The sequence below is a fragment of the Aeromonas sp. FDAARGOS 1419 genome (assembly GCF_019047045.1).
Taxonomy (GTDB): Bacteria; Pseudomonadota; Gammaproteobacteria; order Enterobacterales; family Aeromonadaceae; genus Aeromonas; species Aeromonas veronii.
Window position 1 is genome coordinate 847,879 of the sequence record NZ_CP077209.1, and the last position, 25,483, is coordinate 873,361.

General features: G+C 47.0%; 14 protein-coding genes and 7 pseudogenes. 12 read left to right on the plus strand and 9 right to left on the minus strand.

Annotation, left to right across the window (positions count from 1 at the left end):
- Window positions 1-4: 4 nt before the first annotated feature.
- On the minus strand, window positions 5-166 hold the full coding sequence (locus I6L49_RS20990) for a hypothetical protein (RefSeq protein WP_254127533.1): 162 nt from the start codon (window positions 164-166) through the stop codon (window positions 5-7).
- A gap of 3 nt (window positions 167-169) precedes the next feature.
- Window positions 170-598, minus strand: a complete 429-nt coding sequence (locus I6L49_RS20995) for a transposase (protein WP_254127534.1) — start codon at window positions 596-598, stop codon at window positions 170-172.
- 61 nt (window positions 599-659) lie between these two features.
- Between I6L49_RS20995 and I6L49_RS03700 the strand changes: the two are divergent.
- Window positions 660-1,559: pseudogene (locus I6L49_RS03700) on the plus strand (IS3 family transposase); the annotation flags it as partial.
- A 33-nt stretch (window positions 1,560-1,592) separates the two neighbouring features.
- Window positions 1,593-2,510: pseudogene (locus I6L49_RS03705) on the plus strand (IS5 family transposase).
- Between the two features lie 199 nt (window positions 2,511-2,709).
- Here I6L49_RS03705 and I6L49_RS03710 read toward each other — a convergent pair.
- From I6L49_RS03710 to I6L49_RS03720, 3 genes and pseudogenes are all read right to left on the minus strand, one after another.
- Complete coding sequence (locus I6L49_RS03710) at window positions 2,710-4,248, minus strand: RICIN domain-containing protein (protein ID WP_216950624.1); 1,539 nt, start codon at window positions 4,246-4,248, stop codon at window positions 2,710-2,712.
- Between the two features lie 306 nt (window positions 4,249-4,554).
- A pseudogene (locus I6L49_RS03715) lies at window positions 4,555-4,701 on the minus strand (IS3 family transposase); the annotation flags it as partial.
- Window positions 4,702-4,712: 11 nt separating this feature from the next.
- Window positions 4,713-5,254: pseudogene (locus I6L49_RS03720) on the minus strand (IS3 family transposase); the annotation flags it as partial.
- A 192-nt stretch (window positions 5,255-5,446) separates the two neighbouring features.
- Between I6L49_RS03720 and istA the strand changes: the two are divergent.
- Together istA and istB are read left to right on the plus strand one after the other, a co-directional pair.
- Entirely contained in the window at window positions 5,447-6,988 is a 1,542-nt protein-coding gene (gene istA, locus I6L49_RS03725; protein WP_216950625.1) for an IS21-like element ISAs29 family transposase, read from the plus strand.
- A 14-nt stretch (window positions 6,989-7,002) separates the two neighbouring features.
- The gene (istB, locus tag I6L49_RS03730; protein ID WP_216950626.1) at window positions 7,003-7,758 is read left to right on the plus strand and encodes an IS21-like element ISAs29 family helper ATPase IstB; all 756 of its coding nucleotides are present in this window, start codon (window positions 7,003-7,005) and stop codon (window positions 7,756-7,758) included.
- Window positions 7,759-7,839: 81 nt separating this feature from the next.
- Here istB and I6L49_RS03735 read toward each other — a convergent pair.
- Window positions 7,840-8,034, minus strand: a pseudogene (locus tag I6L49_RS03735) (IS3 family transposase); the annotation flags it as partial.
- A gap of 61 nt (window positions 8,035-8,095) precedes the next feature.
- Here I6L49_RS03735 and I6L49_RS21000 point away from each other — a divergent pair.
- Window positions 8,096-8,524: a transposase gene (locus tag I6L49_RS21000; protein ID WP_254127534.1), complete on the plus strand. Its 429-nt coding sequence runs from the start codon at window positions 8,096-8,098 to the stop codon at window positions 8,522-8,524.
- A gap of 3 nt (window positions 8,525-8,527) precedes the next feature.
- The gene (locus tag I6L49_RS21005) at window positions 8,528-9,139 is read left to right on the plus strand and encodes an IS110 family transposase (protein ID WP_254127535.1); all 612 of its coding nucleotides are present in this window, start codon (window positions 8,528-8,530) and stop codon (window positions 9,137-9,139) included.
- 240 nt (window positions 9,140-9,379) lie between these two features.
- Here I6L49_RS21005 and I6L49_RS03745 read toward each other — a convergent pair.
- Both I6L49_RS03745 and I6L49_RS21010 read right to left on the minus strand, forming a co-directional pair.
- Window positions 9,380-9,640 (minus strand): annotated as a pseudogene (locus tag I6L49_RS03745) (transposase); the annotation flags it as partial.
- A 492-nt stretch (window positions 9,641-10,132) separates the two neighbouring features.
- Window positions 10,133-10,341: pseudogene (locus tag I6L49_RS21010) on the minus strand (transposase); the annotation flags it as partial.
- 322 nt (window positions 10,342-10,663) lie between these two features.
- Between I6L49_RS21010 and I6L49_RS03755 the strand changes: the two are divergent.
- The 6 genes from I6L49_RS03755 (at window position 10,664) to I6L49_RS03780 (ending at window position 24,196) form a co-directional block, all read left to right on the plus strand.
- A protein-coding gene (locus I6L49_RS03755) for an IS5 family transposase (RefSeq protein WP_254127587.1) occupies window positions 10,664-11,475 on the plus strand; the annotation gives its coding sequence in 2 pieces (ribosomal slippage) (window positions 10,664-10,964 and window positions 10,964-11,475; 813 coding nt in all).
- A 671-nt stretch (window positions 11,476-12,146) separates the two neighbouring features.
- Window positions 12,147-14,900, plus strand: a complete 2,754-nt coding sequence (locus I6L49_RS03760) for a cation-transporting P-type ATPase (protein WP_216950628.1) — start codon at window positions 12,147-12,149, stop codon at window positions 14,898-14,900.
- A gap of 240 nt (window positions 14,901-15,140) precedes the next feature.
- Window positions 15,141-16,538: an amidohydrolase gene (locus tag I6L49_RS03765; protein ID WP_216950629.1), complete on the plus strand. Its 1,398-nt coding sequence runs from the start codon at window positions 15,141-15,143 to the stop codon at window positions 16,536-16,538.
- Between the two features lie 431 nt (window positions 16,539-16,969).
- Window positions 16,970-17,599 carry a response regulator transcription factor gene (locus tag I6L49_RS03770; RefSeq protein WP_216950630.1) on the plus strand — a complete coding sequence of 210 codons (630 nt, stop codon included), beginning with the start codon at window positions 16,970-16,972 and terminating at the stop codon, window positions 17,597-17,599.
- Window positions 17,600-21,124, plus strand: a complete 3,525-nt coding sequence (locus I6L49_RS03775; RefSeq protein WP_216950631.1) for a transporter substrate-binding domain-containing protein — start codon at window positions 17,600-17,602, stop codon at window positions 21,122-21,124. It begins immediately after the preceding gene.
- A 522-nt stretch (window positions 21,125-21,646) separates the two neighbouring features.
- Entirely contained in the window at window positions 21,647-24,196 is a 2,550-nt protein-coding gene (locus I6L49_RS03780; protein WP_216950632.1) for a hypothetical protein, read from the plus strand.
- 158 nt (window positions 24,197-24,354) lie between these two features.
- Here the strand turns inward: I6L49_RS03780 and I6L49_RS03785 are convergent, their stop codons facing one another.
- The gene (locus I6L49_RS03785) at window positions 24,355-25,395 is read right to left on the minus strand and encodes an IS481 family transposase (protein ID WP_216950633.1); all 1,041 of its coding nucleotides are present in this window, start codon (window positions 25,393-25,395) and stop codon (window positions 24,355-24,357) included.
- Window positions 25,396-25,483: the final 88 nt, after the last annotated feature.

The window sequence follows — 25,483 nt, forward strand, 5'->3', positions numbered from 1 at the left end:
GTCATCAATCTGAATATCCAGCTGTTGCCACCGTTTCTCTCAGACGCAATACCAGGGCGCGGATAAAGTCAGGCAAACCATTCTCGGCATCTTCAAGGATCGTCGGCAGAGAGCGCTCGAAGATTTTTCTGCCGACTGGCACGGTGAGCCCATATTCCAGCAGCAACGCTCACATCTGATTGACAGTGGCGGTACGTTCGACGATGAAACGCTGACGGACGCGATGAGTCGCCTGCAATGCCAATTGTTCATGAGATTTCAACGGGACACAGCGCATAGTGCCTCTGCTACCAGCCTCGGCAATGGCGGTGGTATCGTTGAAGTCATTCTTGTTCGATTTGAGGTAGGGCTTAACAAATTGAGCGGGAATAATCTTGGGCTCGAACCCCGCCTGTTGGAACAGGCGTCCCCGGTATTGCGAACCAGGACATGCCTCGAAGGCAACCCGACAGGGTGGAGTCGTACTGATGAACTGTTTCAGTTGTGAACGAGTGAGCTTTTGCTTGGTCAATACATGCCCCATGCGATCCATCGCCACCAGGTGAAACCAGTTTTTGCCTAAATCGATCCCGTAAATGTAAATCTGCGCTTGAGTCATGATGAGCCTCCTTGATGCTGGCTCCAGCATAGCGGGGTGGGTGGAGCAGACCATCCCATTAGGCTACTGCTTTCTTGATGACGGACGAGTTCACATGTACGCACTGATAGACCGATTAAGGGAGCAAGCCCCCATCACTCTGGTCTGCTGCGCTTTCGATGTGCCCACCTCCTGTTTTTACGATTATCTGGCTCGCAGGCGGACGATTAACCGTGAACGTATGCAGCAGCACTGTGAGTTGTGCCGTTTGTTCAAAGAAAGCCGGAACTCAGCGGGCAGCCGTGCCTTGATGTCGATGATGAGGGAGTTGGGGTATCAGATTGGTCGATTCAAAGTACGTAATCTGATGAAGGAAGCTGGGCTGGTATCCAAACAGCCGGGCGCACACCGCTATAAGGTGGCACAGTCTGAACGACCGGACATTCCCAATCTGCTGGCCCGCGAATTTGATGTCCAGCAACCCAATCAGGTGTGGTGTAGCGATATCACCTACGCCTGGGCAGGTGGTCGTTGGCATTACCTGGCAGCGGTGCTTGACCTGTACACCCGGCGGGTCGTGGGGTGGGCGATGTCAGATAAACCAGATGCCGAGCTGGCCATCAAAGCACTTGAGATGGCGTATCAGCAGCGGGGTTGCCCATCCGGTGTGCTGTTTCACTCTGACCAGGGCAGCCAATATGGCAGCCGGGCATTTCGGCAACGACTGTGGCGTTATCGCATGACCCAGAGCATGAGTCGTCGTGGTAACTGCTGGGATAACGCCCCGATGGAACGGTTGTTCAGAAGCCTGAAGTCAGAGTGGCTCTCGGTTATGGGATATATGAGCTTGCGAGCAGCGAAACGAGATATCAGTTATTACCTGATGGATTACTACAACTGGCGGCGTCCACATCACCACAATGACGGGATACAGCCAGCAAAAGCCGAAGAACGGCCTAACCAAGTGTCCGGATTTAGTTGACCACTACACCACCATCCTCTTCAAATCTGCATCATGGGCTCGTCGCTTCACCCCATCACCAACTGGCCTCAATACAACAATTCTTTGATTAACCGTGGTTCACTCACCTTCTGGGTTGATGCCGAGGCCATGAACAACTGGTTCCACCACGACCATCATGGGCGGCGGGGTCGCAGCCAGCTTTACACTGACCAGACCATCGCAACCTTCCTGATGCTCAAGGGGATTTTCAGCCTCACTCTGCGAGCAACACAGGGACTACTCGACTCCCTGTTCGAGTGGATGAACGTACCGCTGTGTGCGCCGGACTATAGCTGTGTCAGCGAGCGTGCTCGCACGGTGACAGTGGCTTATCGACAGCCCCCAAAGGGAGGCATTACCGACCTGGTTATCGATTCAACCGGGCTGAATGTGTTTGGCGAAGGCGAGTGGAAGGTCTGAAAACACGGCGCCGAGAAGCGGCGAGTGTGGCGCAAGTTGCATCTGGCGGTAGACCCGATGACCCACGATATCGTGGCAGCAGAAGTGTCATTTGAGCATGTCCATGATACCGAGGTGCTGTCAACCTTACTCAATCCACTGCGGCGCAAGCTGGGACGTGCTTATGCGGATGGCGCGTATGACAGCAAAGCCAGCCATCAGCTTATCTCGTGCAAAGGGGCGACAGCCTGTATCCCACCTCGCAAGAACGCTGGACTCTGGAAAAAGGGACATCCAAGAAATGAGGCTGTGCTGGTAATGCGCAAAGAAGGGCTGGCGCACTGGAAGAAGATATCGGGGTATCACCGTCGCTCGCTGGCAGAGACGGCGATGTATCGGTTCAAGCAGTTGCTGGCGGGGAAAATCAGTCTGCGTAATTACAACGGCCAAGTAGGAGAGGTGATGGCGTATGTAAGCGCCATAAACAAACTAAATACCCTAGAACTACCTGTCAGACAGCCCCGAGTGTAGCGGTCACCTAGGGCTGGCGAAATCATGACTTGCTGGCTGATTTGGGCAACAACGCCGTCTGAAATTGATACCGAAGGAAGTACGCTCTAAAGTAGCGTAAACAAGACACCGGTTTGAGGCCGGTGTCAGGTGATAACTAGAACTGTACAATTTAAGCTCCCTGAATATCAGGGAGCAAAAAATAAATTCATATGAAACTTTATTCAGGATGTGACATTGAGACGTTTTTTTCGACCAAAATTGTTGCTCCACTGCTATCTATTGCTACGACAGTGATCAATGTGTCTGATAGTTCATCGTATAAAGATTGCCCCGGCATTAAGGGCGCATCTTTCATCCCAAGCTTACTACCCGGTGTCGCATCAACAAGCGTACTGGTTACTGTTTTTCCTGAATATTTTGCTAGCCGCACAGTTACACCACTTATAAAAGGGCTTGGGGTATCATACTCAAAATTATCAAAGCCATATGAAGGCTGCGGTTGACGATATTCCAAGGCCAAGATTGAGCCATCAGGCCGTGGAATACGATAACTCTCTATCATTCCTGGTTGCAAACCCTGCCATAATGTTGTCAGCTCATAAAGCCCAGATTTATGAATTGTGGACATATTACTATCTGGTATCCAGTTAGAGAAAAGCTGATAAGTGATAGGATACAACTTTCCACCTCCACCACCCATTGTATCCGTCATATCATCCCCCCCCTGGATAGAACACTGTCCATTTATCTGTACAATACCACTGTCATTAATAGGGCAATCACGTAGTGTATTTGGGTGTGTATAACCTAAGTTATGTCCAAACTCATGTGTCCATACCCAATATTTATACCCAACTCCATTGGTAATTATCCAATTACCCTGCAGTGCTGCCAACCCTTCAAAGCGACATTCCGACGTCCTAGAAATGTCAACAAATAGATAGTCATAATCTGCTGGGTTTACTCCTTGCTTGAGCGCAGCATTCTTCGAGGCACTTAATATGGCATTATGATCGCAAGTCATCGGACGATCACCAATATTGACATTACTCAAAAAAGTACCATCAATCAGGAGTGCTGCACGCGAGCCCTGTCTTAGATAGTGCTGTAACGAGGAATAATCATCACCATCACCAAACACTGCCTTACGTATTGGTTCTGGGTTTGCAGGCATTGTATTATTAAAGTGTGTTGCCATCAGTAAAACTTTCTTCTTACCTACCGTAGGGCTATTTGCCAAAGGTATATCGCCATTGTAACTCCAGAGAGATACATTTATATCTGCAGCATTAGACATTCCTACTTTATTAGCGACTGCATTCAATGTCTGAGTAGATCTTCCTAGATCATTTGTATATTTATTCTTTAGTGAAATATTATTGTTTTCACGATAGTTAATAGCCCACAACCTCATTGAAGAGTAACCGTCCCCACTACAGTCACCCAATTGAACCCCACTACCATTACTTAATGTACGCAAACATTTATTTGGAATAGATGCATTACCAATTCGGTAATATGAAGATGAGTCATAGGTGATAACCCACTTTTGCTCTTCGCCCCCATTGCATGTTACAAAAGAAAGATTAGTTTTATCTTGGGCAACCGTTAGGCATTCACCTTCTTTATTGTTGTTTTTGAGTTGCGAATGCCATTCTTGTGCAGATGCACCAGTGGCCCAAAAAAAAATAGCTATGGTTAAATGTTTTGATACATTCATGATTTTACCGTCATTATAAAATAAGCGTGGCACCATTTAATTCTTCTAACAAAGATACAAGCGTCATCAAATAACATTCAACTGGTTTTCTCCTTCACAAAACCAATAATGACACAATATACTCAGTAAGACTTAAGTCTGAAGATTTATGCTGCTGCATAGCGTCAGCTATATCTTTATCTAGCTTCGATATATTGCTAAGGTACTATACATGATGATCTATTGGTAGGCGCAAGTTAAAACTTCTTCGTTGCAAAAAACAAGACAACTCTTACGCGCTTCAAAAGTATTTCCTACTATAGTCATGTGATGCCAACTCACAGTGAGGTTAGTTTGTAGTAGTCAACTAAATCCGGACACTTGGTTAGGCCGTTCTTCGGCTTTTGCTGGCGGTATCCCGTCATTGTGGCAATGTGGACGCCACCAGTTGTAGTAATCCATCAGGTAATAACTGATATCCCGCTTTGCTTCCCGCAAGCTCATATATCCCATTGTAGTGGTCAACTAAATCCGGACACTTGGTTAGGTCGTTCTTCGGCTTTTGCTGGCGGTATCCCGTCATTGTGGTGATGTGGACGCCGCCAGTTGTAGTAATCCATCAGGTAATAACTGATATCCCGCTTTGCCTCCCGCACGCTCATGTATCCCATAGCCGGAACCCACTCCGTTTCAAGACTTCTGAACAATCGCTCCATCGGGGCATTATCCCAGCAGTTGCCACGCCGACTCATGCTCTGGGTCATGCGATAGCGCCACAGTCGTTGCCGAAATGCCCTACTGCCATATTGGCTGCCCTTGTCAGAGTGAAACAGTACACCAGATGGGCAACCACGCTGCTGATAGGTCATCTCCAGTGCTTTGATTGCCAATTCTGCATCAGGTTTATCAGACATCGCCCAGCCCACGACCCGCCGGGTGTACAGGTCAAGCACGCTGCCTGGTAATGCCAGCGTCCACCTGCCCAGACGTAGGTGATATCGCCATACCACACCTGATTGGGTTGCTGGACATCAAATTCGCGGGCCAGCAGATTGTGCATATTCCGGCCGATCATGAACACCAATTCCGGTTCAACGTGAACACCATTTCTGGACCAATGTGAACGCTCATTCCGGCTCAACCTGAACACTTTGCCCCTCCTTTCCGGAATCACTGTTCACATTCACCAGAATCATCCTTAACGCATTGATTTAACAACCTTTGATACGCTCTCCCTTTTGCCAGGGAAGAGCCTATGTCTGCCAAGAGGATTGCAATGCGTAAAATTCGTGAAGTGCTGCGACTACGGTTGGAGACTCAGCTCTCTTTTCGCCAGATCAGTATCTGTACCAAGGTCAGTGTCGGCTCCATCCAGAAACTCCTCAAAAGTGCCCAGGCGCTCGGCCTTAGCTGGCCCCTGCCCACCGAGCTTGATGATGGCCGACTGGCTGCCCTGTTTTATCCGCAGGCCGATACCACCATATCGGCCCGCCATGTTGTACCGGATTGGCCCTCTGTCCATCAGGAACTCAAGCGCAAGGGGGTCTCCAAGCAACTGCTCTGGGAGGAGTACACCCAGCGCTATCCCAACAGCTGTTACAGCTACTCCCAGTTCTGCGACCGTTACAAGTCCTGGTGTCAGTTGCAAAAGCGCTCCATGCGCCAGATCCATAAGGCGGGGGAAAAGCTCTTTATCGACTACTGCGGGCCCACGGTGCCCATCGTGTCGCCGACTACGGGTGAGGTCCGCCAGGCACAAGTCTTTGTCGCCGTGCTCGGTGCGTCCAACTACACCTTTGCCGAGGCCACCTGGTCACAGTCACTGCCGGACTGGCTGCAAAGCCATGTCCGTGCCTTTGAGTTTTTCGGCGGTACCCCAGCACTGCTGATCCCCGACAACCTCAAGAGCGGTGTCAGCAAGGCTTGCCGATACGATCCCGAGCTCAACCCCAGCTACCAGCAGTTGGCCGAGCATTATCAGGTGGCGGTGATGCCAGCGCGCCCTTACAAGCCCAAGGACAAAGCCAAGGCTGAAGTGGGTGTGCAGATCGTCGAACGCTGGATCCTGGCCCGCCTGCGCCATCAGACTTTCTTCTCGCTCGCCGAGCTCAACCAGTGCATCCGGGCCTTGCTGAACGAACTCAACGAGCGCCCGTTCAAGCAACTGTCCGGTAACCGGCGCGAGGCGTTTGAGCAGTTGGACCGCCCGGCACTGGGACCACTGCCGGTGCATCCCTATCGCTATGTCGCCATCAAAACGGTCAAGGTCAACATCGACTATCACGTCAGCTATGAGCAGCACCACTACTCGGTGCCACACCAGTATGTGGGCCAGCAACTGGAGCTCCATGCTGGCGACACTTTGCTCCAGGTCTATCACCAGCAACAGCTGGTCGCGAGCCATCCGCGTAAAACCATCCCGGGGATGAGCACGCTCCCGGAACACATGCCGGAACGCCACAGCAAGCAGCAACGCTGGACCCCAGTCCGTCTCAAGCAGTGGGCTGCTGATATCGGACCGGGCACCTTGTACTGGGTTAGCGAACGGCTGGAAGAGAAAGCCCATGCCGAGCAGGCATACCGACTCTGCCTGGGGCTGCTGAGTCTTAGTCGGGAGTATCCGCCATCACGGGTTGAAGCCTGTTGCCAGTTGGCCAACCGGGAAGGTCTGGTGCGACTCAAACAGCTCAAGTCGGTGCTGACCAGTGGCCGTGACCAACTGCCCGCAAGCCCGCTGAGCTACCCAGAGTTACCGCAAGAGCACGAGAACATCCGTGGCCCCCAGAGCTTCCACTAAAGAGGATACGCCCCATGACCCAACAAACCCTGACCCGCCTGAGAAACCTGAAACTGACCGGCATGGCGGATGCCGTGCAACAACAACTGGAACAGGCGAGTACCTACGAAGGGCTGCCCTTCATCGAGCGGCTAAGCCTGCTGGTCGAACACGAACAACTGAGCCGGGAGCAGCGTAAACAAGCTCGGCTTGTCAAGCAGGCGCGGCTCAAACTCCAGGCCACGGTACAAGAGGTGGACTACCAGTCTGCACGCAACCTGGAGCGGTCACAGGTAGCAAACTTGGCCCAAGGAGAATGGCTGCATCGGGGGCAGAACCTGCTCATTACCGGTCCCTGTGGCTGTGGAAAAACCTACCTGGCTTGTGCGCTGGGCTACCAAGCCTGTCAGCAAGGGCATAGCACTCCTTACTACCGGCTGCCACGTCTGCTGCTTGAACTGAGCCAGGCCAAGGTAGATGGCAGTTACGCCAGACTGCTGGGTCAACTGGCAAGGATAGCGCTGCTGCTCCTCGATGACTGGGGACTGGAAGCGGTGAATGCCGAGCAGCGCAACGCACTGCTGGAGATCATGGATGATCGGTATGGGAAATACTCGACGGTCGTGGTCAGTCAGCTGCCAACGGAAGAGTGGTACGCAAGCTTGGGGGACAACACCCTGGCAGATGCGATCCTGGACCGGCTGATGCACAACGCTCACCGGCTGTCACTGAAGGGAGAATCGATGAGAAAGAGGAGAAGTGAGTTGACCCAATTTGAACTGTCGAGTTAGAAACGAGATGACGTGAGCGCGTTAAGGATCAGGGTGTTCACGTTGGCCGGAATGACTGTTCAACTTCGCCGGAATACGCACTTTGAACAACCGGCACAACTCACAGTGCTGCTGCATACGTTCACGGTTAATCGTCCGCCTGCGAGCCAGATAATCGTAAAAACAGGAGGTGGGCACATCGAAAGCGCAGCAGACCAGAGTGATGGGGGCTTGCTCCCTTAATCGGTCTATCAGTGCGTACATGTGAACTCGTCCGTCATCAAGAAAGCAGTAGCCTAATGGGATGGTCTGCTCCACCCACCCCGCTATGCTGGAGCCAGCATCAAGGAGGCTCATCATGACTCAAGCGCAGATTTACATTTACGGGATCGATTTAGGCAAAAACTGGTTTCACCTGGTGGCGATGGATCGCATGGGGCATGTATTGACCAAGCAAAAGCTCACTCGTTCACAACTGAAACAGTTCATCAGTACGACTCCACCCTGTCGGGTTGCCTTCGAGGCATGTCCTGGTTCGCAATACCGGGGACGCCTGTTCCAACAGGCGGGGTTCGAGCCCAAGATTATTCCCGCTCAATTTGTTAAGCCCTACCTCAAATCGAACAAGAATGACTTCAACGATACCACCGCCATTGCCGAGGCTGGTAGCAGAGGCACTATGCGCTGTGTCCCGTTGAAATCTCATGAACAATTGGCATTGCAGGCGACTCATCGCGTCCGTCAGCGTTTCATCGTCGAACGTACCGCCACTGTCAATCAGATGTGAGCGTTGCTGCTGGAATATGGGCTCACCGTGCCAGTCGGCAGAAAAATCTTCGAGCGCTCTCTGCCGACGATCCTTGAAGATGCCGAGAATGGTTTGCCTGACTTTATCCGCGCCCTGGTATTGCGTCTGAGAGAACGGTGGCAACAGCTGGATATTCAGATTGATGACATGAGCCTCATGCTCGGACAAGCCTCAAGCGCATCAGGTTTGTGCCAAAAAATCAGTACCGTCCCCGGCATTGGACCGATTGTCTCAACCGCGTTGATTGCCGCGATTGGCAATGGTTCACAATTCAAGAAAGCCCGCGACCAGTCAGCTTGGTTGGGGCTGGTTCCCAGACAATATTCAACTGGTGGCAAATCTTCGCTCGGCGGGATCAGTAAGCGTGGCAATAGCTATTTAAGGCAAATGGTTATTCAAGGTGCCAAAGCGCTAAAAATTCACATGAAGCGTGACAAATCATCGTTAGGCGAATGGGTCGCCAGGCTGGAGGCCGGCCATCACCATCATGTGGTCCTTATCGCCTTGGCCAACAAGATAATGCGAATTTGCTGGAAAGTACTGACATCCGGCAGGGATTACCAACCCTATGCCAACGCAAGCACAGCCGTTTAACTGATAGAACTCATACCCGGTTTTGCGAGCCAAAAACAGATGACAGAAGCGTTTACCCCACGACGTTGCAGCCTGGCTAAAAAAGCAGTCTCTCGTGACTGGTAGCTTTATTAGGACGATGACGTGCGGATCCCATCAAGGCCAGAGCCGGAAAACGGCTCACAGACAGGCCGGATACATTGACGCAAACGACTTCTGGAAATCAGTTCACGCTTGCAGATAAGGAGCAGACCATACATTTTTTAGTATGTCCTTTTCACGTTCGAGCCGGTTGATACGGGCTTCCAGCTCCTGGATTTTCTACTGCTCCGGAGTCAGCGCTTTGCTGATTGGGGTAGTGCCACAGCGTTCGGATTGAAGCTGCTGAACCCAGCGGCGAAGTACGGTTTCACCAACATCCAGTGAACGGCTGGCTTCGGGGACTGAATATCCCTGGTCGAGCACCAGGGAGGCGGCGTCGAGTTTGAATTCGGCAGTAAATGAGCGACGTAATCTTGTCATTGAACACCTCAGGTCACGGTGGCGACTGTACCACCTAAAATGGTGTCCGGGATGATTAGACCACTATAACATGGTATAGAAAAAAGCCCCTAGAGGAGGGGCAACGGGTTGACACAGGCTGAGCTATGGAACACTCGAGATTCAAGTTACTATCTAACCTAACTCAGATCACCTGTCATAAACCACACGAGGAATCAGAAGCATCTGATTGACACCAAAGCAAAACCACTGCACCCCACGGCGGGTTGATCTACCCGGAGTGTTTCTAGGTACTAATGAGTAGCCAAGACAGAGAGATTATGGATATTACTCACACAGACATTTTTTCCGCGACGTAAGTAGCCAGTCATGGCTCGTAAGAAGACGTAGGAGCGATAACGGCGTCCGATGATGGATGCCTGGGCTGAGTTTGTGGTTGGCTATTTGCCAACTGAAGAAAGATGGCCGCATCCTTCTGTACAAGGCGACATTGTGTTTACACCTCACCGACTGCAAAACTGCCCTGGCACCGTGGTTTAGCAAAGTACTTAAATAGGTATCTCCCCGTTTAGTGATCCTCAGTAAGGTTTGCTTGCCGCCGTTGGAGTGTTGGCTTGGCACCAACCCGAGACTCGCGGCCAGTTGCCTGACATTTTCGAAATTGTTGGCATAGCCAATATTCGCAACCAACGCACTGGGTTGATGGGACCGATGCCGGGGATCTTACCGATGCATTGGCACAAGGCGTTCTGCTGATGGCATTACTCGATTTGTTTACCAAGTGTCGCCGTTATCTTGAACAAGTGGTCCAGATAATCCTGTAGCAGGCTCAATTGTAGATGGAACAAGGCAGGCATGTTATCGCATCCTCCAGATGTTGGGTAACATGCGCAGTATGTGGGTGATGTCTTGGGGGATGATGATGCCAAACTCCCCTAGGCTGTGTTCTTAAAGTGATGAATATATAATCTCAAATCTTCTCAACAGCTTAAGACCTATGCAGTGTCCCGTCGTTACCAGTTGACCGATGCACAATAGGGGCTTATCGAGCCCCTTTTTCTATGCCGCCGCATAAGCGGACGCCCTACACGTGAGCCACGCCAAGTGCTTGATGGCATTCTCTGGATTCTTCATACCGGCGCACCTTGGCGAGATCTGCCAGAACATTTCGGCCCATGGACCTCGGTCTACAACACCTTTCGACGTTGGTTGAGTACAGGTCGTATCGATGCCATCCTTGCTGCGTTGCAACTGCATCTCAATGAAGAAGGGCTTATCGACTTCGACCTGTGGTGCATTGACGGCTCCAATGTCAGGGCATCCAAAGATGCTGCCGGAGCGCGTAAAAAAACACTCCGGTGAATCAAGCTCTTGGTCGCTCTCGTGGTAGTTTTGGCAGCAAAATTCACTTGGTCACTGATGGTAATGGTTTACCGCTGGGGTTCTGCCTTTCGCCGGGGCAATCAGCGGAAATCAGATATGCGACAAGTGCGTTGGCCATGGCAAGGATCCCGACTTCATCAGGCCATTATCGCACTCGGCCAACGCATCTTGCCGCAGACAAGGCCTATAGCAGCAGGGCTCTGCTGGCAGAACTTCGGCGCAGAAAGATAAAAGCGGTTATCCCGCAACGCAGCGACCAGCAACGACACCATAAGGGACGTCCACTGGTGTTAGACAAAGCTCGTTATCGTAGGAAAAATGTGGTCGAACGGTGCTTCGGATGGCTGAAGAAGTTTCGCAGATTCTCAACGAGGTATGAAAAGCTGGCGGGAAGTTTTGCTGCTTTTATCAAGCTGGCTTTCTGCCTTCGTTACTTACGGGAACTATTAGTGGACAGAAAACCAGCATTTTGAGAACACAGCCTAGTAATCTTCGGATTTGATTGGTCTGAGTGGTCAGCTGCTTGATGAGACCCTTACAGATCTGATGCAGTGCCGGCTCGGCTTATTGCTCCGGGGATTTGACAGGGATGAACCGCATGTAGAGTCGCGTCACGGCTTCGCAGATAGCTTCTGCGTCCGCAGCATCGTGCAACGGCCAAGTGGGAGAAGTCATTGCATATGTAAGCGCCATAAACAAGCTGAATACTGAAAGCCCCTAGTGTAACGCTCACTTGGGGTTGGGGCAGTTGTGGCTTGATGGTTGATTTGGGAAACAACGCCATAGAAACCTATTGTAACCTTTGGGGGCTTTTGGTGGCTGTAGTGCCCCCATTTGTGTCATCAGGAAATGAGTAGGCTGATACAATATCGGCAAACCTGAAAGGTGCTCATCATTGATGGGGTTACAATATTGATTACCTTCGTTCGGCTATTTAAAAACACATCGTTATATCTGTTGGTTATACTGATGATTACTACTTTCCCATTGTTCTCGATGGCAGCAAGCAGACTATTAGAAGTCACATTGCGGAATATCAGCCATTAAAACGATTACCGGATCAGTTGCTTGGAATAAAAGCTGCACCTCGCCCCCATAAACTCGGATGACGCGTCTCGCTTTTCCGAGGCCAAAGGAGACTCTCATGAATAAAGAATTAATAATTTCCAACAAATTACGGCGAGACTGGCATCAGCTTTCTGCATCGGACACGCTGAATGAATTGGAATCCTCGCATATTGGACTGGCCACTCAGAATATTCCGGACCGAAACCGCCATTTCGGTAAAAATCGCCTCCCAGAAAAAGCACGACAAGCGGCGTGGTTGCGATTCTTAGCTCACTTCAATGATGTATTGATTTACATCCTGATAGGGGCCTGTATTTTAACCGCGTTAATGGGGCATTGGGTGGACACTTGTGTCATTCTGGGGGTGGTTCTGATTAATGCCGCCATTGGCTTTTTTCAGGAAAGTAGTGCCGAAAAATCGCTCCAGGGCATTCGCGGTATGCTGTCTAGCCGTGCACATGTCCTGCGTGATGGCGCATTGCAGGATATCGATGCAGAAAAATTAGTGCCTGGCGATATAGTATCGCTTCGACCCGGTGACCGTATTCCGGCTGATCTACGTCTATTTGAGGTACACAATCTGCGTGTCGAAGAAGCCATCCTTACTGGAGAATCGACCGTAGTTGATAAGCACATCCAACCTTTACCGGGGGCAACACAGTTGGGTGACCGCCTGAATATGGCCTACTCCGGCACTATGGTGAGTTCAGGCACAGCCAAGGGCATCGTTGTTGCGATCGGCAATCAGACGGAACTGGGCCACATCAACAGCATGCTTGCTGCAGTGCAAAAATTGCAGACGCCTTTGCTGGCCCAGATGGAGCGGCTTGGTAAAGGCATTTTCCGGCTTATTGCCATCATGATGGTGAGTCTCTTTGCCATTAGTCTGCTGATCCATACTGTGCCGTTGCCGGAATTGTTGCTCAGCCTGATCAGTCTAGCGGTTGCTTCCGTTCCGGAAGGGCTGCCAGCCATCATTTCGATCATCCTGTCGTTAGGGGTGCAGAGTATGGCTCGGAAAAAAGCCATCATCCGCAACCTGCCCACCGTAGAAACATTGGGTGCAATGACGGTCATTTGTTCAGATAAAACCGGCACATTGACCATGAATGAAATGACCGTGAAGGCTGTCGTGCTGGCCGAGCGTGAATTCAGTGTGGATGGTGACAGTTATGATCCGGTCGGTTACATCCGGGACGCAGCAAGCGAAGCTGTAATTCAAGTCGCAGAAGAGCCAGTGTTATCACGCTTCATTGCTACTGTGCAGCTTTGTAATGACAGCCAGTTGCAACAAAACGAAGCAGGGCAATGGCTCATTATTGGGGCTCCGACGGCGGGTGCCCTGCAAGTGCTCGCAGCTAAATCTGGGCTGAGTTTTAGCAATGCCGAGTTGCTCGACAAAATTCCTTTCGATTCCTCGTATAAATATCAAGCCAATTTACAGAGGATTGACGGCGAACTCGTGGTACTCATCACGGGGGCCCCTGATGTGTTGTTTGAGATGGCATGTACCCAACAGGGCAAGGAAGGTGAGCAGCCGTTCTGCCGCGAATACTGGGAAACCGTAATGGCACGCTATGCCAGCAAGGGTTTGCGGATGGTGGCGGCTGCATTCAAGCGCATACCAGCCGATACGAAGGAACTGACCCATGCCGATCTGGCAAACGATGTTAAATTTCTTGGTGTTGCGGCTATGATGGATCCCCCGCGCCCGGAAGCGATCAGGGCCATTGCCACCTGTCAGCAGGCCGGCATTAGAGTCAAGATGATCACCGGTGATCATCCGGAGACCGCGATGGCCATTGGTGCCATGTTGGGGATGCCAAATACGCGGGAAGCCGTTACCGGTGCTCAACTTCAGCAATTGAGTGACGACGAGCTGATTGATGTTGCCGAATGCAATGACATTTTTGCCCGCACGAGTCCTGAGCATAAGCTTCGGCTGGTCAAGGCGCTGCAGTCGCGCGGCCATGTGGTTGGTATGACGGGCGATGGTGTCAATGATGCCCCCGCACTCAAGCAAGCTAATGTAGGTATAGCAATGGGCATCAAAGGTACGGAGGTGACCAAAGAAGCTGCCGACATGGTGCTGGTTGACGACAACTTTGCCTCAATTGCCAGTGCTGTCTCTGAAGGACGTCGCGTGTATGACAACCTGAAAAAAACAATTCTTTTTGCCTTGCCGACCAACCTGGCGCAAGGGTTGCTTATTGTGATTGCACTATTGCTGGGCACCATGATTCCGCTGACGCCATTGCAGATTCTGTGGATGAATATGGCCACTTCAACCACCCTTGCGTTTGGCCTTGCTTTTGAACCGTCCGAGCCCGGAATGATGCGACGTAAGCCGCGATCGGCCAAAGCCAGCATTCTTGATGGATATGGCCTATGGCGCATCGCGCTGGTTGGCGTATTAATTGCCGGTGGCGCCTTCTGGCTGGAGGCTATTTTGCTAGGCAAGGGGCACAGTGATAACTTTATCAGCACGGTGTTGCTACAGATGTTGGTCACCGCACAGTGGGCCTACATGTTTAACTGTCGAGAGCAGACCCGCTTTTCGCTCAATGCAAGCATGTTCCGCAATAAAGGTCTCTGGCTGGCCAGTGTCGTCCTGCTGATGCTGCAACTCGCAATTATCTACCTACCAGCAATGAACCGAATCTTCAGTACTGAACCGTTGCCGTTTTATTACTGGGGTATGACATTGATGGTTGGCTTCGTGATTTTTGCAGTTATCGAGTTCGAGAAATGGCTTGTGCATCGTGGGTTTGGCAACAGCAACCGAACAAATAGTCACGTTGCGACCACTCACGCAAAGGAGGATGTATAAAGATGAGCTTGTCGCCTTGGGGCTTCTATTGAGATCATCGTTCAAGAGAAAAACAGCGGGATTGCCTGCAAATTTTTCTTGGTGACATGAATGCAGAGTAATCAGTTTACATCACAGTTTGGCTCAATCGCCAGCCGAGTTACTGCATGCACCCATTACCGGTTAGCCTCATTAAATGAGCGAGCTGCTGGTGACTGTCAGTTATAACCTACCAATCAACTTGATTACGGATATTACAAAATGAAAGCACTCACCCTCCCCATACAAAAGTTCTGTGATGCACTCGGGTTCAGTAGTTTTTTGTTTGCCGCCCCCTTACTGGCGGTACAAATTACCACAGCCCCGCCTCAGACTCTGGTTCCTGCCGTTATTGCTCAAGTCAATGCCTTGGTCGATGCGGATGCTGACCGGCTGGCCGCTATTTACAAAGATTTACACCAACACCCAGAAATTGCATTTACTGAAGTTCGCACCGCGAGCATCGTCGCCAAAGAGCTTAAGCGTTTGGGCTTCAAAGTCACCGAGGGGATTGCCCACACTGGGGTAGTTGGGGTGCTGGAAAATGGCCCCGGACCTGTTGTTTGGTTTCGCGCCGACATGGATGCTGTTTCGGTGAAAGAAGAAACTGGCTTGCCGTATGCGGCGACAAAAAAGCAACGTCTTGTTGATGGCAGTGAAATTGATGTGATGCATGCCTGCGGACATGATGCGCATGTGACCTGGTTACTGGGCATGGCCAATACCATGGCAAAAATGACAGCGAAATGGTCCGGAACGTTGGTGGTTTATGCTCAGCCTGCCGAAGAAGTGGGCCTTGGCGCTCAGGCAATGGTAGATGACCAGCTCTGGGAGCGAGGCTTTCCCAAGCCAGACTATGCATTCGCAGTCCACGGTGTGCCTGGGCCGGTTGGCTATGTTGCAAGTGTAGCTGGTGTGCGTATGGCAGGTACGGACCAATTGGATGTCAACTTCAAGGGCGTTGGAGGGCATGGTTCAAGTCCTGAAATGACGATTGACCCGATTGTAATGGCTGCGCAGGCGGTTCTGTCTTACCAAACAATCATCAGTCGCAACCTTGACCCGCAATCGTCAGCGGTGTTGACGGTTGGCGCTATCGAGGCTGGACGTGATAACAACGTCATACCAGCAGAAGCAAAGCTCAAGCTCAATCTTCGCTGGTTCAGTCCTGACATCCGCGAAAAGATGCTGGCACGCATAGAATCAATGAGCAGAGGTATTGCCATTTCAGCAGGTGTACCAGATAACCAGATGCCAACACTAACCATGAAAGGTCATGCCGGGCCTCTGGTGAATGACGCGACATTGGTTGATAGGATCAAGCCTAATCTGACCCTCCTGCTGGGGGGAGACAAGGTGGTCGACAACTTCCCCTCCGTTATGGGATCAGAAGATTTCCAGGAGGCATTTGCTCCACTGGGAACCCCCTACGTCTACCAGTTGATTGGTATTGCGCCCCCGAAGCTTTTTGCTGAGGCAATCGAAAATGGTCAGCCCGCGCCCTATAGCAACCACAACCCGAGCTTTTTTGTCGACCTGACTGCAATCCCTGTGGGCACCAAGATAAACACTATCACTGTGCTGAGCTTGTTAATGGAACAGCCAGTGATATCATTCTGATAACACGATGCTATTCCTGTTATTTACGATAATACTGTATTGTTAACTAGTACGATGTACATCTTTTTTGTTGAGAGCTCCTTCGAAGATGCTCTATTCGATCTGTATCGCATGTATTCATTCGGCCAACAAAGTAACTGGCGCGGGTATTCTCTTTCCGCATTATAAGTAGTTGCTAAGGTTGTTTTGAATAAATTGAATATAGTTGAGGGGGCATATGCCTCCATATTTATTTAAAAGCATTGAGCCAATATGTGTTCTATGAATCACAGCAAGAAAAGCCTTTCATTATAAATGGAACAATTCTTATTAATAGATGCCATTGTTTAGGATTTTTCCTACTTTAACTGCGGCTGCGTACTACCCTTGGTGTGGTGCTTTATGTGTAGTATTGCTCTTGCTTTATATTCGTTAAGCGTTAAGGAAGTGGAATGGAAAATAATTTGAAAATTCTAATTGTAGATGATCACCCTGCAGTTAGGTTAGCAGTGAAATATGTATTGAATACAGCTGGTTATAGGGACATAACACAAGCATCTAGTGGGGTTGAGGCGATTAATCAAACTCATAATATAAACTTTGATGTGATCATCTTGGATTTGGATTTACCACATGTTAATGGTTTAGAAGTTGCAAAAAGAATTAGGAAGAAAAATCGCACAGTGCGAATATTAATATTGTCCGCGTTGATTACTGATGTTTACATTATGCGCTGTTATACAGCTGGTGTGAATGGATTTATGGAGAAAAATGAAGATATTGAAAGTCTGCCATCAGTTGTGGCTAATCTTATGAAAGGTTTTTCATATTTTCCTGCTATGCTTGATGATAAATTCAGTGACTTTCGGTCAAATGCTGACGATAGTGCTGTGTCTTGTCTGAGCGATCGTGAGTTAGCCGTATTTAACAGATTAGTGATAGGTAAAACAAATCTAGAAATAGCTAATGAACTTTTTTTGAGTAATAAGACGGTTAGCACTTACAAAACCAGAATATTTAAAAAGCTGGGCGTTTCAAATATAGCTGAACTTATAGATATATCTAGAGACGTTGAAAGGTAAATGATGATGCGATTCTTAAAGATTTTTTTATTGTTTAACTCCATGAGTGTTATTGCTATGGAGCAGTTGGAGTTAGTTGGACGAGCAATAGCTATAAAAGAATCTGTCTTTATTACTCAATCTGAAAGAGAGTGGTTATCCAAGAATAGAGTGTTAAACGTAGGTGTCATCTTTCCTTCATATGAGCCATTCGAAGTAGTATCAACAGCGGGCCATTTTGAGGGGATTTCTGCTGATATATTAAAGTATATTGGTGACGAATTAAAAACAAGAATAGTTATTAAGGGATATAGCAATAACATAAGTGCTAGAAAAGCAATGCAATCAGGTGATATTGACATGCTAAGCGTCGGTAGTTGGTTTAACATTGAAAATAGTAACTTGATTGGCACTTTCAGTGAACCGTTTTTAAAGAGCAAGCTGGCGTTTTCCACGCTGAAGGAGCGTGTGGGTAAATACAAACTAATCCCAGATGGGACAAGGGTTGCTGCTCCAAAAGGAATTGTTGACGTAAATTATTTTAACCTAATATATCCAAATGCTGTTCTTGTTGAATACTCATCCCCACTTGCTGCTATCGATTCAGTTTATTTTGGTCATACTGATATACTGCTGAGCGATGTCTATTCCACTCATTATCTAAGTGGAGAGCGTTTTGGTGATTTTATATTTATTGGACCAGCCAGACACGAGCCAAGGGACTTTGGCTTTTTTATCTCAAAGCGAGAGCCCCAGTTACTGTCATTAGTCAATAAGAGCATTTTAAATCTACATGATTATGGTCGTAGCACAATAGTATCCAGATGGCGAGGCGCAATTACAGAGCTCTTGTCAGTCAATGATATATTATCACAATCAGATCTAAATTGGATCCGCGAAAGAAAATCGGTAACCGTTGGGATTAATAAAAATAATGTCCCCTACTCATTCATTGGGCATGAGGGAAAAGCAGTTGGTATTGCAATAGATGTAATCGATTTTATTGAGGATGTTACAGGTATTAATTTTAAGATTAAGGTGTATAACTCTGACGATGAAGTAAATCATGCAGTACGCTCCGGTGATGCTGATTTAATGGCGGTATATCAACCAAAATTGATGGAGACATCGCTCACATCTACTATAAACTATAATCGAGATGACATAATATCTCTTACTTCTGATCGAACCTCCATAGATAATGGTGGGCGATTTATTGGCACTAAAATTGCTGTCCCTCGGGGAATTGCTAAATATAGTAGCTTAACACTTCGTTATCCAAATGCGGAAATAATATATGTATCTAATGGTATTGATGCACTTAAATTACTATCTGAAGGTAAGGTAAGTGGTGCTATAACCTCGCTATATCAAGCAAAGTATTTCCTGTCATCAAATAGTGATGTTGAAAAGTACCTATTTTTGGAGCGTGTTAGTGAAGAACCACTAGAATTTTCCTTTGCATTGCGAGCATCGGATGTACAGCTATTTAATATAATAAATAAGGTAATTGAAGCCATACCACCTAGTGATTTATCTCGGATATCTTATAACTGGAGAAATAATCCGTTGCCTAAACTTTCCCTGTGGGAGAGGTACTCATTTGAGTTTAGTGGCTTGCTTTTTTTATTGATGTTGGCATTAATTGTTTACCTTGTTCGTAATTATTATTTACATAAACAGTTGCTACACAAAAAAGATATAGAGGAGAAATTACTCAGTGAGTTGTATTTTAACAAGGTTTTATTAGATGGGCTTCCTATGCCGATTTGCGTGCGAGATTATGAAGGTAAACTTATTTTTTGTAATGACGTTTATCTTTCATCTTTGCGTGTCCAAAAGGAAGATGTGTATGGCAAGAGTATCTATGAATCATACTCTAGCAGAATAGATTCTGCAGAGCACATACATGCAATATATAATAATGTTATTTCGTCTGGCATTCAGTTTGTTGGCGATTTATCTATGACGTTTGATGGCCAAACTATCGAGGTATATCAATGGATGATTCCACTGAAAGATGTAAATGACAAAATAAAAGGCGTAGTTTGTGGTTCGATAGATGTAACAGAAAGGAAAATGTTACAACTTCAATTGGAAGTAGAGAAAGAAAAAGCTGAGCAAGCAAGTTTAGCAAAAAGTAACTTTTTAGCTGTAATGAGTCATGAACTTCGAACTCCGATGAATGCCATTATAGGATTTATTGAGTTGTCATTACAGAAATCACACGATGGTCAGATTGATATAGATTCATTACGATGCGCATCAGATGCTGCGGATGCTTTGTTAGATCTTATAGGTGGGATTCTTGATATCTCAAGCATTGAGGCAATGACTTTCACCATAGACAATAAGAGTATTTGTTTGAATAAGTTAGTGAACTCAACGGTTGAATTGTTACAGGGAATTGCTTCAAAAAATAATAACCAGCTTATATATTCCTCAAACGTTAGTGATGCGATCTTCATTCATACTGACCCAGTCAGGCTCAGACAGGTGATATATAATGTTGTTGGTAACGCATTAAAGTTCACGAAAGACGGCATTGTTGATGTTAATTTACGACAAGCCGACAATATGTTTATTGTAACCGTGGCTGACAATGGCATTGGTATTCCACAGCACAAGTTGGATGACGTGTTTAAACCATTTAGTCAAGCTCATAATAATTACCACTCTGGATATGGTGGTAGTGGATTAGGTCTGAGCGTAGTTAAACAAATATGTCAAATAATGGGAGGTGAGGTAGAGCTGAATAGCAAAGAAGGTATTGGAACACGTGTTGTCATCACACTTCCCTTCAATCCATGTAAAAAAGAACTACCTCATGTTGCATTATCTCATATTTCTCATGATGTAAATATAGTTGAAAATTCGGAACGGCATATATTGGTTGTTGATGATCATGTCGCAAATCGTACTTTGCTTAAAAAGCAATTAGACTACATGGGTTTCAAGGTATTAACTGCAAGTGATGGTGCCGAAGCATTAGCTATTTATAATAATGAGAGGGTGGACTTTATTATTACAGATTGCCAAATGCCAAATATGGATGGATATTCTCTATCGCGTGCAATTAGACAACAAGAAATGGAGCTAAATAAAAGGCCTATCGGGATATATGGCTTAACAGCAAGCGCTATGCAGGAAGATTTTGATAGATGTATTGCAGCTGGAATGAATGATTGCTTATTTAAACCATTCAAGCTGACTGTGATGGCAGAGATGATCAATAAATATTTTAGTGAGCTTTCTTTGGCAAATGCTGAAAGTGTTAGTGAGAGTTTGTCAGATTGGAAGGTTACATTGTATGATGAGTTTGTACAGTGTAATAAAGACGATGTGGCATGCATAAATTATTGTATTGTTGATGGTGACTATGATGGTGCCCTGCACTACATTCACCGTTTGAAAGGGTCCTGCCAAATGATCGGTGCGGATGATATTGTGGCATTATGCAGAATGATAGAGTGCGAATATAGAGATAGTTTTATATTCAGAACTGACTTGATGAAGGAAATAGAAATAAAAGTTAAACGCAACTAAATAACTGATCCCAATAGTGTTACACCGGTGATTCCTTAGAACGGTTGAATTGGTATGATGGGTGTTTTTGAGGCTCAGCTCTTCATTGCATCCATCACTGTTCATTGCCTGTACAGACCTTTTATTGGGGGGAGGTAACTATCTCATTAAAGTCTATGAAGATATTCCTTCCCCCACTTAAGGTCTTGGTGTGAGGAATAATCCTACATGACGTTGCGTCAAATCCTATAGCTGATTGCTTATTAAGCAGTGTAACCTCTTCAGAGTATCTGTATCTTTGTTCGCGAGGGAAATGCATGTAAAAAGTCACAATATGATTAGTGCTCTTAATAGCACCTCTGATATGCCTTTGTATTTATGACGTTTTGGGTTGTTTAGGGGGTATGTTGTGTTAAGTTTTTTATTGTTTTTAGGGGCGGTATGACTTCATTAATTGAAGTGTATAACCTTAGATAAGGATTCTAAATCTTTAATTTTTAATCTTTAGGGTTCTTTGAGTTTTTTCGACCATTTGAGGTATGAATGAAATTATATAAACTTTTTTTTATTATGATGGCGCTTTCAATTTTGGGCGCTTGTGGTGGGGGGGGCGAAGAGGGAAAAGAAGGGCCCAAAGAGGATGGTAGTAATGAGAGTGAATCGTCTCTCCCTATATCTGTTCTATCTCAGGACATATTAAAAATGGCTTCCCCTAATAAGCCTGTATCGATCTCATTTCTTGAGCACATAGAGACATCCAGAGGCTATAAAAGCATAAACATATCGAAATTTGGAGTGCTTGATAGTGAGACTTCTTCAAACTATTGTGATAATTATTCCATTGACGGCATGGACCTTGTCGTTTCCCCTGTGGTTGAGAGTGGTGTATGCACCTATGAATATATAGTTACTGCAGATGGCATCGATTCTAAAAAATCTTTAATCAGAGTAGGCATCAGTGAAGGGGGAGAGAGTAGTAATGTTTTGAAATATTCTGCGACCACTGCCCTTGGGAAAAAAGTAGAAATTGATGTAAATGCAGGGGTACCTGCGGGGTATGTTGTTGATGAGAGCAGCATAATAGTTCTTGGTTCAGGTAATGTTGAAACCAGCTTGCTTGGTGAAAACAAGCTATTTTATTTGGCTGGCGAAAATATATCTGATAGCGGAATTACTAGGATTCATTTTAATTTCATAAATAAAGAAAATGCATCGATAATATTGGCAACCATTGATGTGTCTATATCTAAAATTGATGAAAATCACAGCCCTATCGCATTCAACTTTAGACATGGTGACCCATCTAGCTTTGTACCAGGTAGTCAGCTTGATTATCAGCCTGTACTTGCTGATGAGGAGGTTATTATTGACATCTCTCGATACTTCAATGAAGGTTATGTAGATGCGAAAAATAAACTCATAGAAATGAAGAAACATGATGGTAGTTATTTTTATGATGAAAATAACAACAAGGTGTTTTTTTACTTAGATCCCCAGACTGGTGTTACAAGCCCAAGGTTTGAAGAGAGCTTTTTTCTCATCGATCCTGATAAGCAACATGTTCAGCTCACCGATGTGTTTGCATATAATTCTTTTGTTTCTCCAGTAGATAATAATGACTTCAATTCAACATCGTTTCGTTTTAAGAGCTCAAAAGAGGGGCTGCATTATGTTACTTATGTTTTGAGTGATCATGATGGTGGTTATGCAACAGGTATTATTGAAATACTTGTTGGTAGTAAAAAGCCATGGGCTTCTAGATTAACCTCATCTAAATCTACGTATTTGTCTCCACTAGAATATAATGAAGTTAAAAGCTCATCAATCCCTCATTCTGGTGTCTCGCGTGAGGATGGTTTTGATGGTCCGTTGGGATTTAATACGGCATTATTTAGTTACAGTCAGGCTAGCGCTTTCTGCTCATCTTATGGGTTGGATTTACCTACTGTGGCTGATTTTACTTCGTTGAAAAATGATTTTCCTCAAGGGCTTTATTTATCGAAAAATAAATTCTCTCCGGTGATTGGAGATAGAAATAAGAATGTTTCATGGCCTGCAACTAGTTATTATTGGTCTAAGTCGGCGACTGCAGGCGCAGCAACTATTGTGAGTCTCAGTGATTATTCTACAGTTGATAGCGTTTCAACAGTGGGGGCTAGTGAAAGATATGCGGTCACCTGCATATCAAGAGGTAGAATTGAGTCTGTGTCTGCTTCTATAAATAATCAACTGGTGTTACCTTTTTCAGATAAAACATTTGGTCAACTAGATGTTAAAATTGTCGATAATGAAGGTAACCCTGTTAGTGGAGCATTGGTTTATGGGGTTAGTGACCAAGATACGTTCATTACTCTAGTTAATAATGGCGTAACAAATGCTCAAGGTATTGCATCGCTTAGGATTAGTTCCCGAAGGGTTGGAACATCAGTGATTGAGGTGCATTCCGGTTTTGATACAAAACAAGGGTTACTTAATTTTTTACAGATACCTAAATATGTAAGGGTAGGGGCAAGCTCACAGCTATGTTATTATGATACAATAGAGCTAATGGCGGAAGGTGATTGTAATTATGCTACTATAAAATCGCCAGTTAACTACAATGGATATGTCTCAGATAGTTTTTTTGTTGATGATTTATATGCATATAGGCAAGGTTGGGGGTATTTATATAAGGTTGTTTCTTTAAGTGCGGCAGCTAACCCTCAAATTATAACAACACCAGTATTGGTTGGTAGATATCAATTTAGACGTACGGGATATGGTTATGCTGATTACTATCCAATAGTTTTTGATAGTGAATTTTACTGGTTTGCGGACTTTGCTAAGGGGTATGTATATGCATACAATAGAATGGATGATTTAATAACTGCTAAAAATCATGTTAAAGAGTTTCCTCTCATTTCTGGTTATGGTGCATTTACCTATGATCCACATCTGAAGCTCTATTGGCGTGCAGATGGTGGGTCAGTTGGTGGACGTGATACACTCAGAGCGTATAATTCAATAGAGGATGCAGCAATGAAGGTTAACGCTGTGTCCACGCTATCTTATAGATTGTGGGGCGCAGATGGGAAATTCACGATATTAAGATGATATGTAATTCTATACTAAGTCTATAGTATAGTTAAAGCATACGGGTATTAACCATGGTTAATACCCGTATACTTTTTAGACATAGGTGTCGCTTGTCAAATTAATAGACTGTACAGTTCTAGTTATCACCTGACACCGGCCTCAAACCGGTGTCTTGTTTACGCTACTTTAGAGCGTACTTCCTTCGGTATCAATTTCAGACCCTTCTTGAACATACTGTAAGGTGTCTGCCCCACCATCATTCTGCCTTGATGTGGCAGCTGGGTGTTGTAGTGCACCAGATAGCTATCTAGGTCTGTCTGCATCTGCTCTACCGACTCATACCTGGTCGTCCTTCCTTTGATGCGGAAGTGTTCATCCAGCAAGGTTTGATGCAGCCGCTCGATAAAGCCGTTGCTCTGCGGTCTGCGCACCTTGGTGGTTCGGTGCTCAATCCCCTCTAGTTGCAGGAACAGCTCGTAGGGATAGTGGTCAGGGCGCCCACAGAACTTGCGCCCGTTGTCCGACAGGATGGTATAGACCCGCGCCTCGTGGGCTTCGAAAAACGGCAGCACCGTTTCATTGAGCACATGACCTGAGGTCACCGGCAGCTTTCTGGTGTAGAGCCGTCCCCAGGCGTGGCGACTGTAGCAGTCCAGCACTGTTTGCAGATACACCTTGCCAACCCCCTTGAGCGCGCCGACGAAGAAGATGTCGACCGCCATCAGTTCCCCGGTGTAGTGGACCTCAATCTGACGTTCGCGAAACTCGGGGCTGAAGCGCTCTAACAGGCGAATTGGCTGGTCATTGAGCTCAATGGTCTGCTCCCTATGGGTTTTCTCGAGGCGCAACAAACGGTCATGTTTGGAGAGCAAGTCGTGCCGTTGCCACACGCCACGCACACCGCCCGCACTGACATTGATGCCTTGCAGAGCCAGTTCTTGCGCGACCCGCAGCGGGCCATGAGTTGGTCTGGTGAGGGAGTAATCGAGGATGGCCTGTTCAATCTCGGGCGCAACCCGGTTGGGATGAGCCCCTTTACAGCCAGGCAATTTGTCAAGCAAGCCCTCTGCGCCATAGGTCTGGTAATTACGGCGAATTTCGTAGAACTGCTGACGGCTGTAGCCGATGAGCTTGCAGGCTTTGCTGACGTTATTGAGCTCTTTGGCGAGCGCTAGCAGGCTGAGTTTGCGACGTGCTACTTTCTCGTTGGTGGTCATACGGTGACTCCGGATAACACGGTAGGGGTACCGGTTTGAAGCCGTTTGACCACTCCCTTTTGTGGGCAACTGTCAGGTGAATACCATC

Excerpts from the sequence above, each read along its gene's own strand:
- I6L49_RS20995 (WP_254127534.1), bottom strand. The coding sequence starts at position 598 with ATGACTCAAGCGCAGATTTACATTTACGGGATCGATTTAGGCAAAAAC.
- I6L49_RS03710 (WP_216950624.1), bottom strand. The coding sequence starts at position 4,248 with ATGGTGCCACGCTTATTTTATAATGACGGTAAAATCATGAATGTATCA.
- istA (WP_216950625.1), top strand. The coding sequence starts at position 5,447 with ATGTCTGCCAAGAGGATTGCAATGCGTAAAATTCGTGAAGTGCTGCGA.
- istB (WP_216950626.1), top strand. The coding sequence starts at position 7,003 with ATGACCCAACAAACCCTGACCCGCCTGAGAAACCTGAAACTGACCGGC.
- I6L49_RS21000 (WP_254127534.1), top strand. The coding sequence starts at position 8,096 with ATGACTCAAGCGCAGATTTACATTTACGGGATCGATTTAGGCAAAAAC.
- I6L49_RS03760 (WP_216950628.1), top strand. The coding sequence starts at position 12,147 with ATGAATAAAGAATTAATAATTTCCAACAAATTACGGCGAGACTGGCAT.
- I6L49_RS03765 (WP_216950629.1), top strand. The coding sequence starts at position 15,141 with ATGAAAGCACTCACCCTCCCCATACAAAAGTTCTGTGATGCACTCGGG.
- I6L49_RS03770 (WP_216950630.1), top strand. The coding sequence starts at position 16,970 with ATGGAAAATAATTTGAAAATTCTAATTGTAGATGATCACCCTGCAGTT.
- I6L49_RS03775 (WP_216950631.1), top strand. The coding sequence starts at position 17,600 with ATGATGATGCGATTCTTAAAGATTTTTTTATTGTTTAACTCCATGAGT.
- I6L49_RS03780 (WP_216950632.1), top strand. The coding sequence starts at position 21,647 with ATGAAATTATATAAACTTTTTTTTATTATGATGGCGCTTTCAATTTTG.
- I6L49_RS03785 (WP_216950633.1), bottom strand. The coding sequence starts at position 25,395 with ATGACCACCAACGAGAAAGTAGCACGTCGCAAACTCAGCCTGCTAGCG.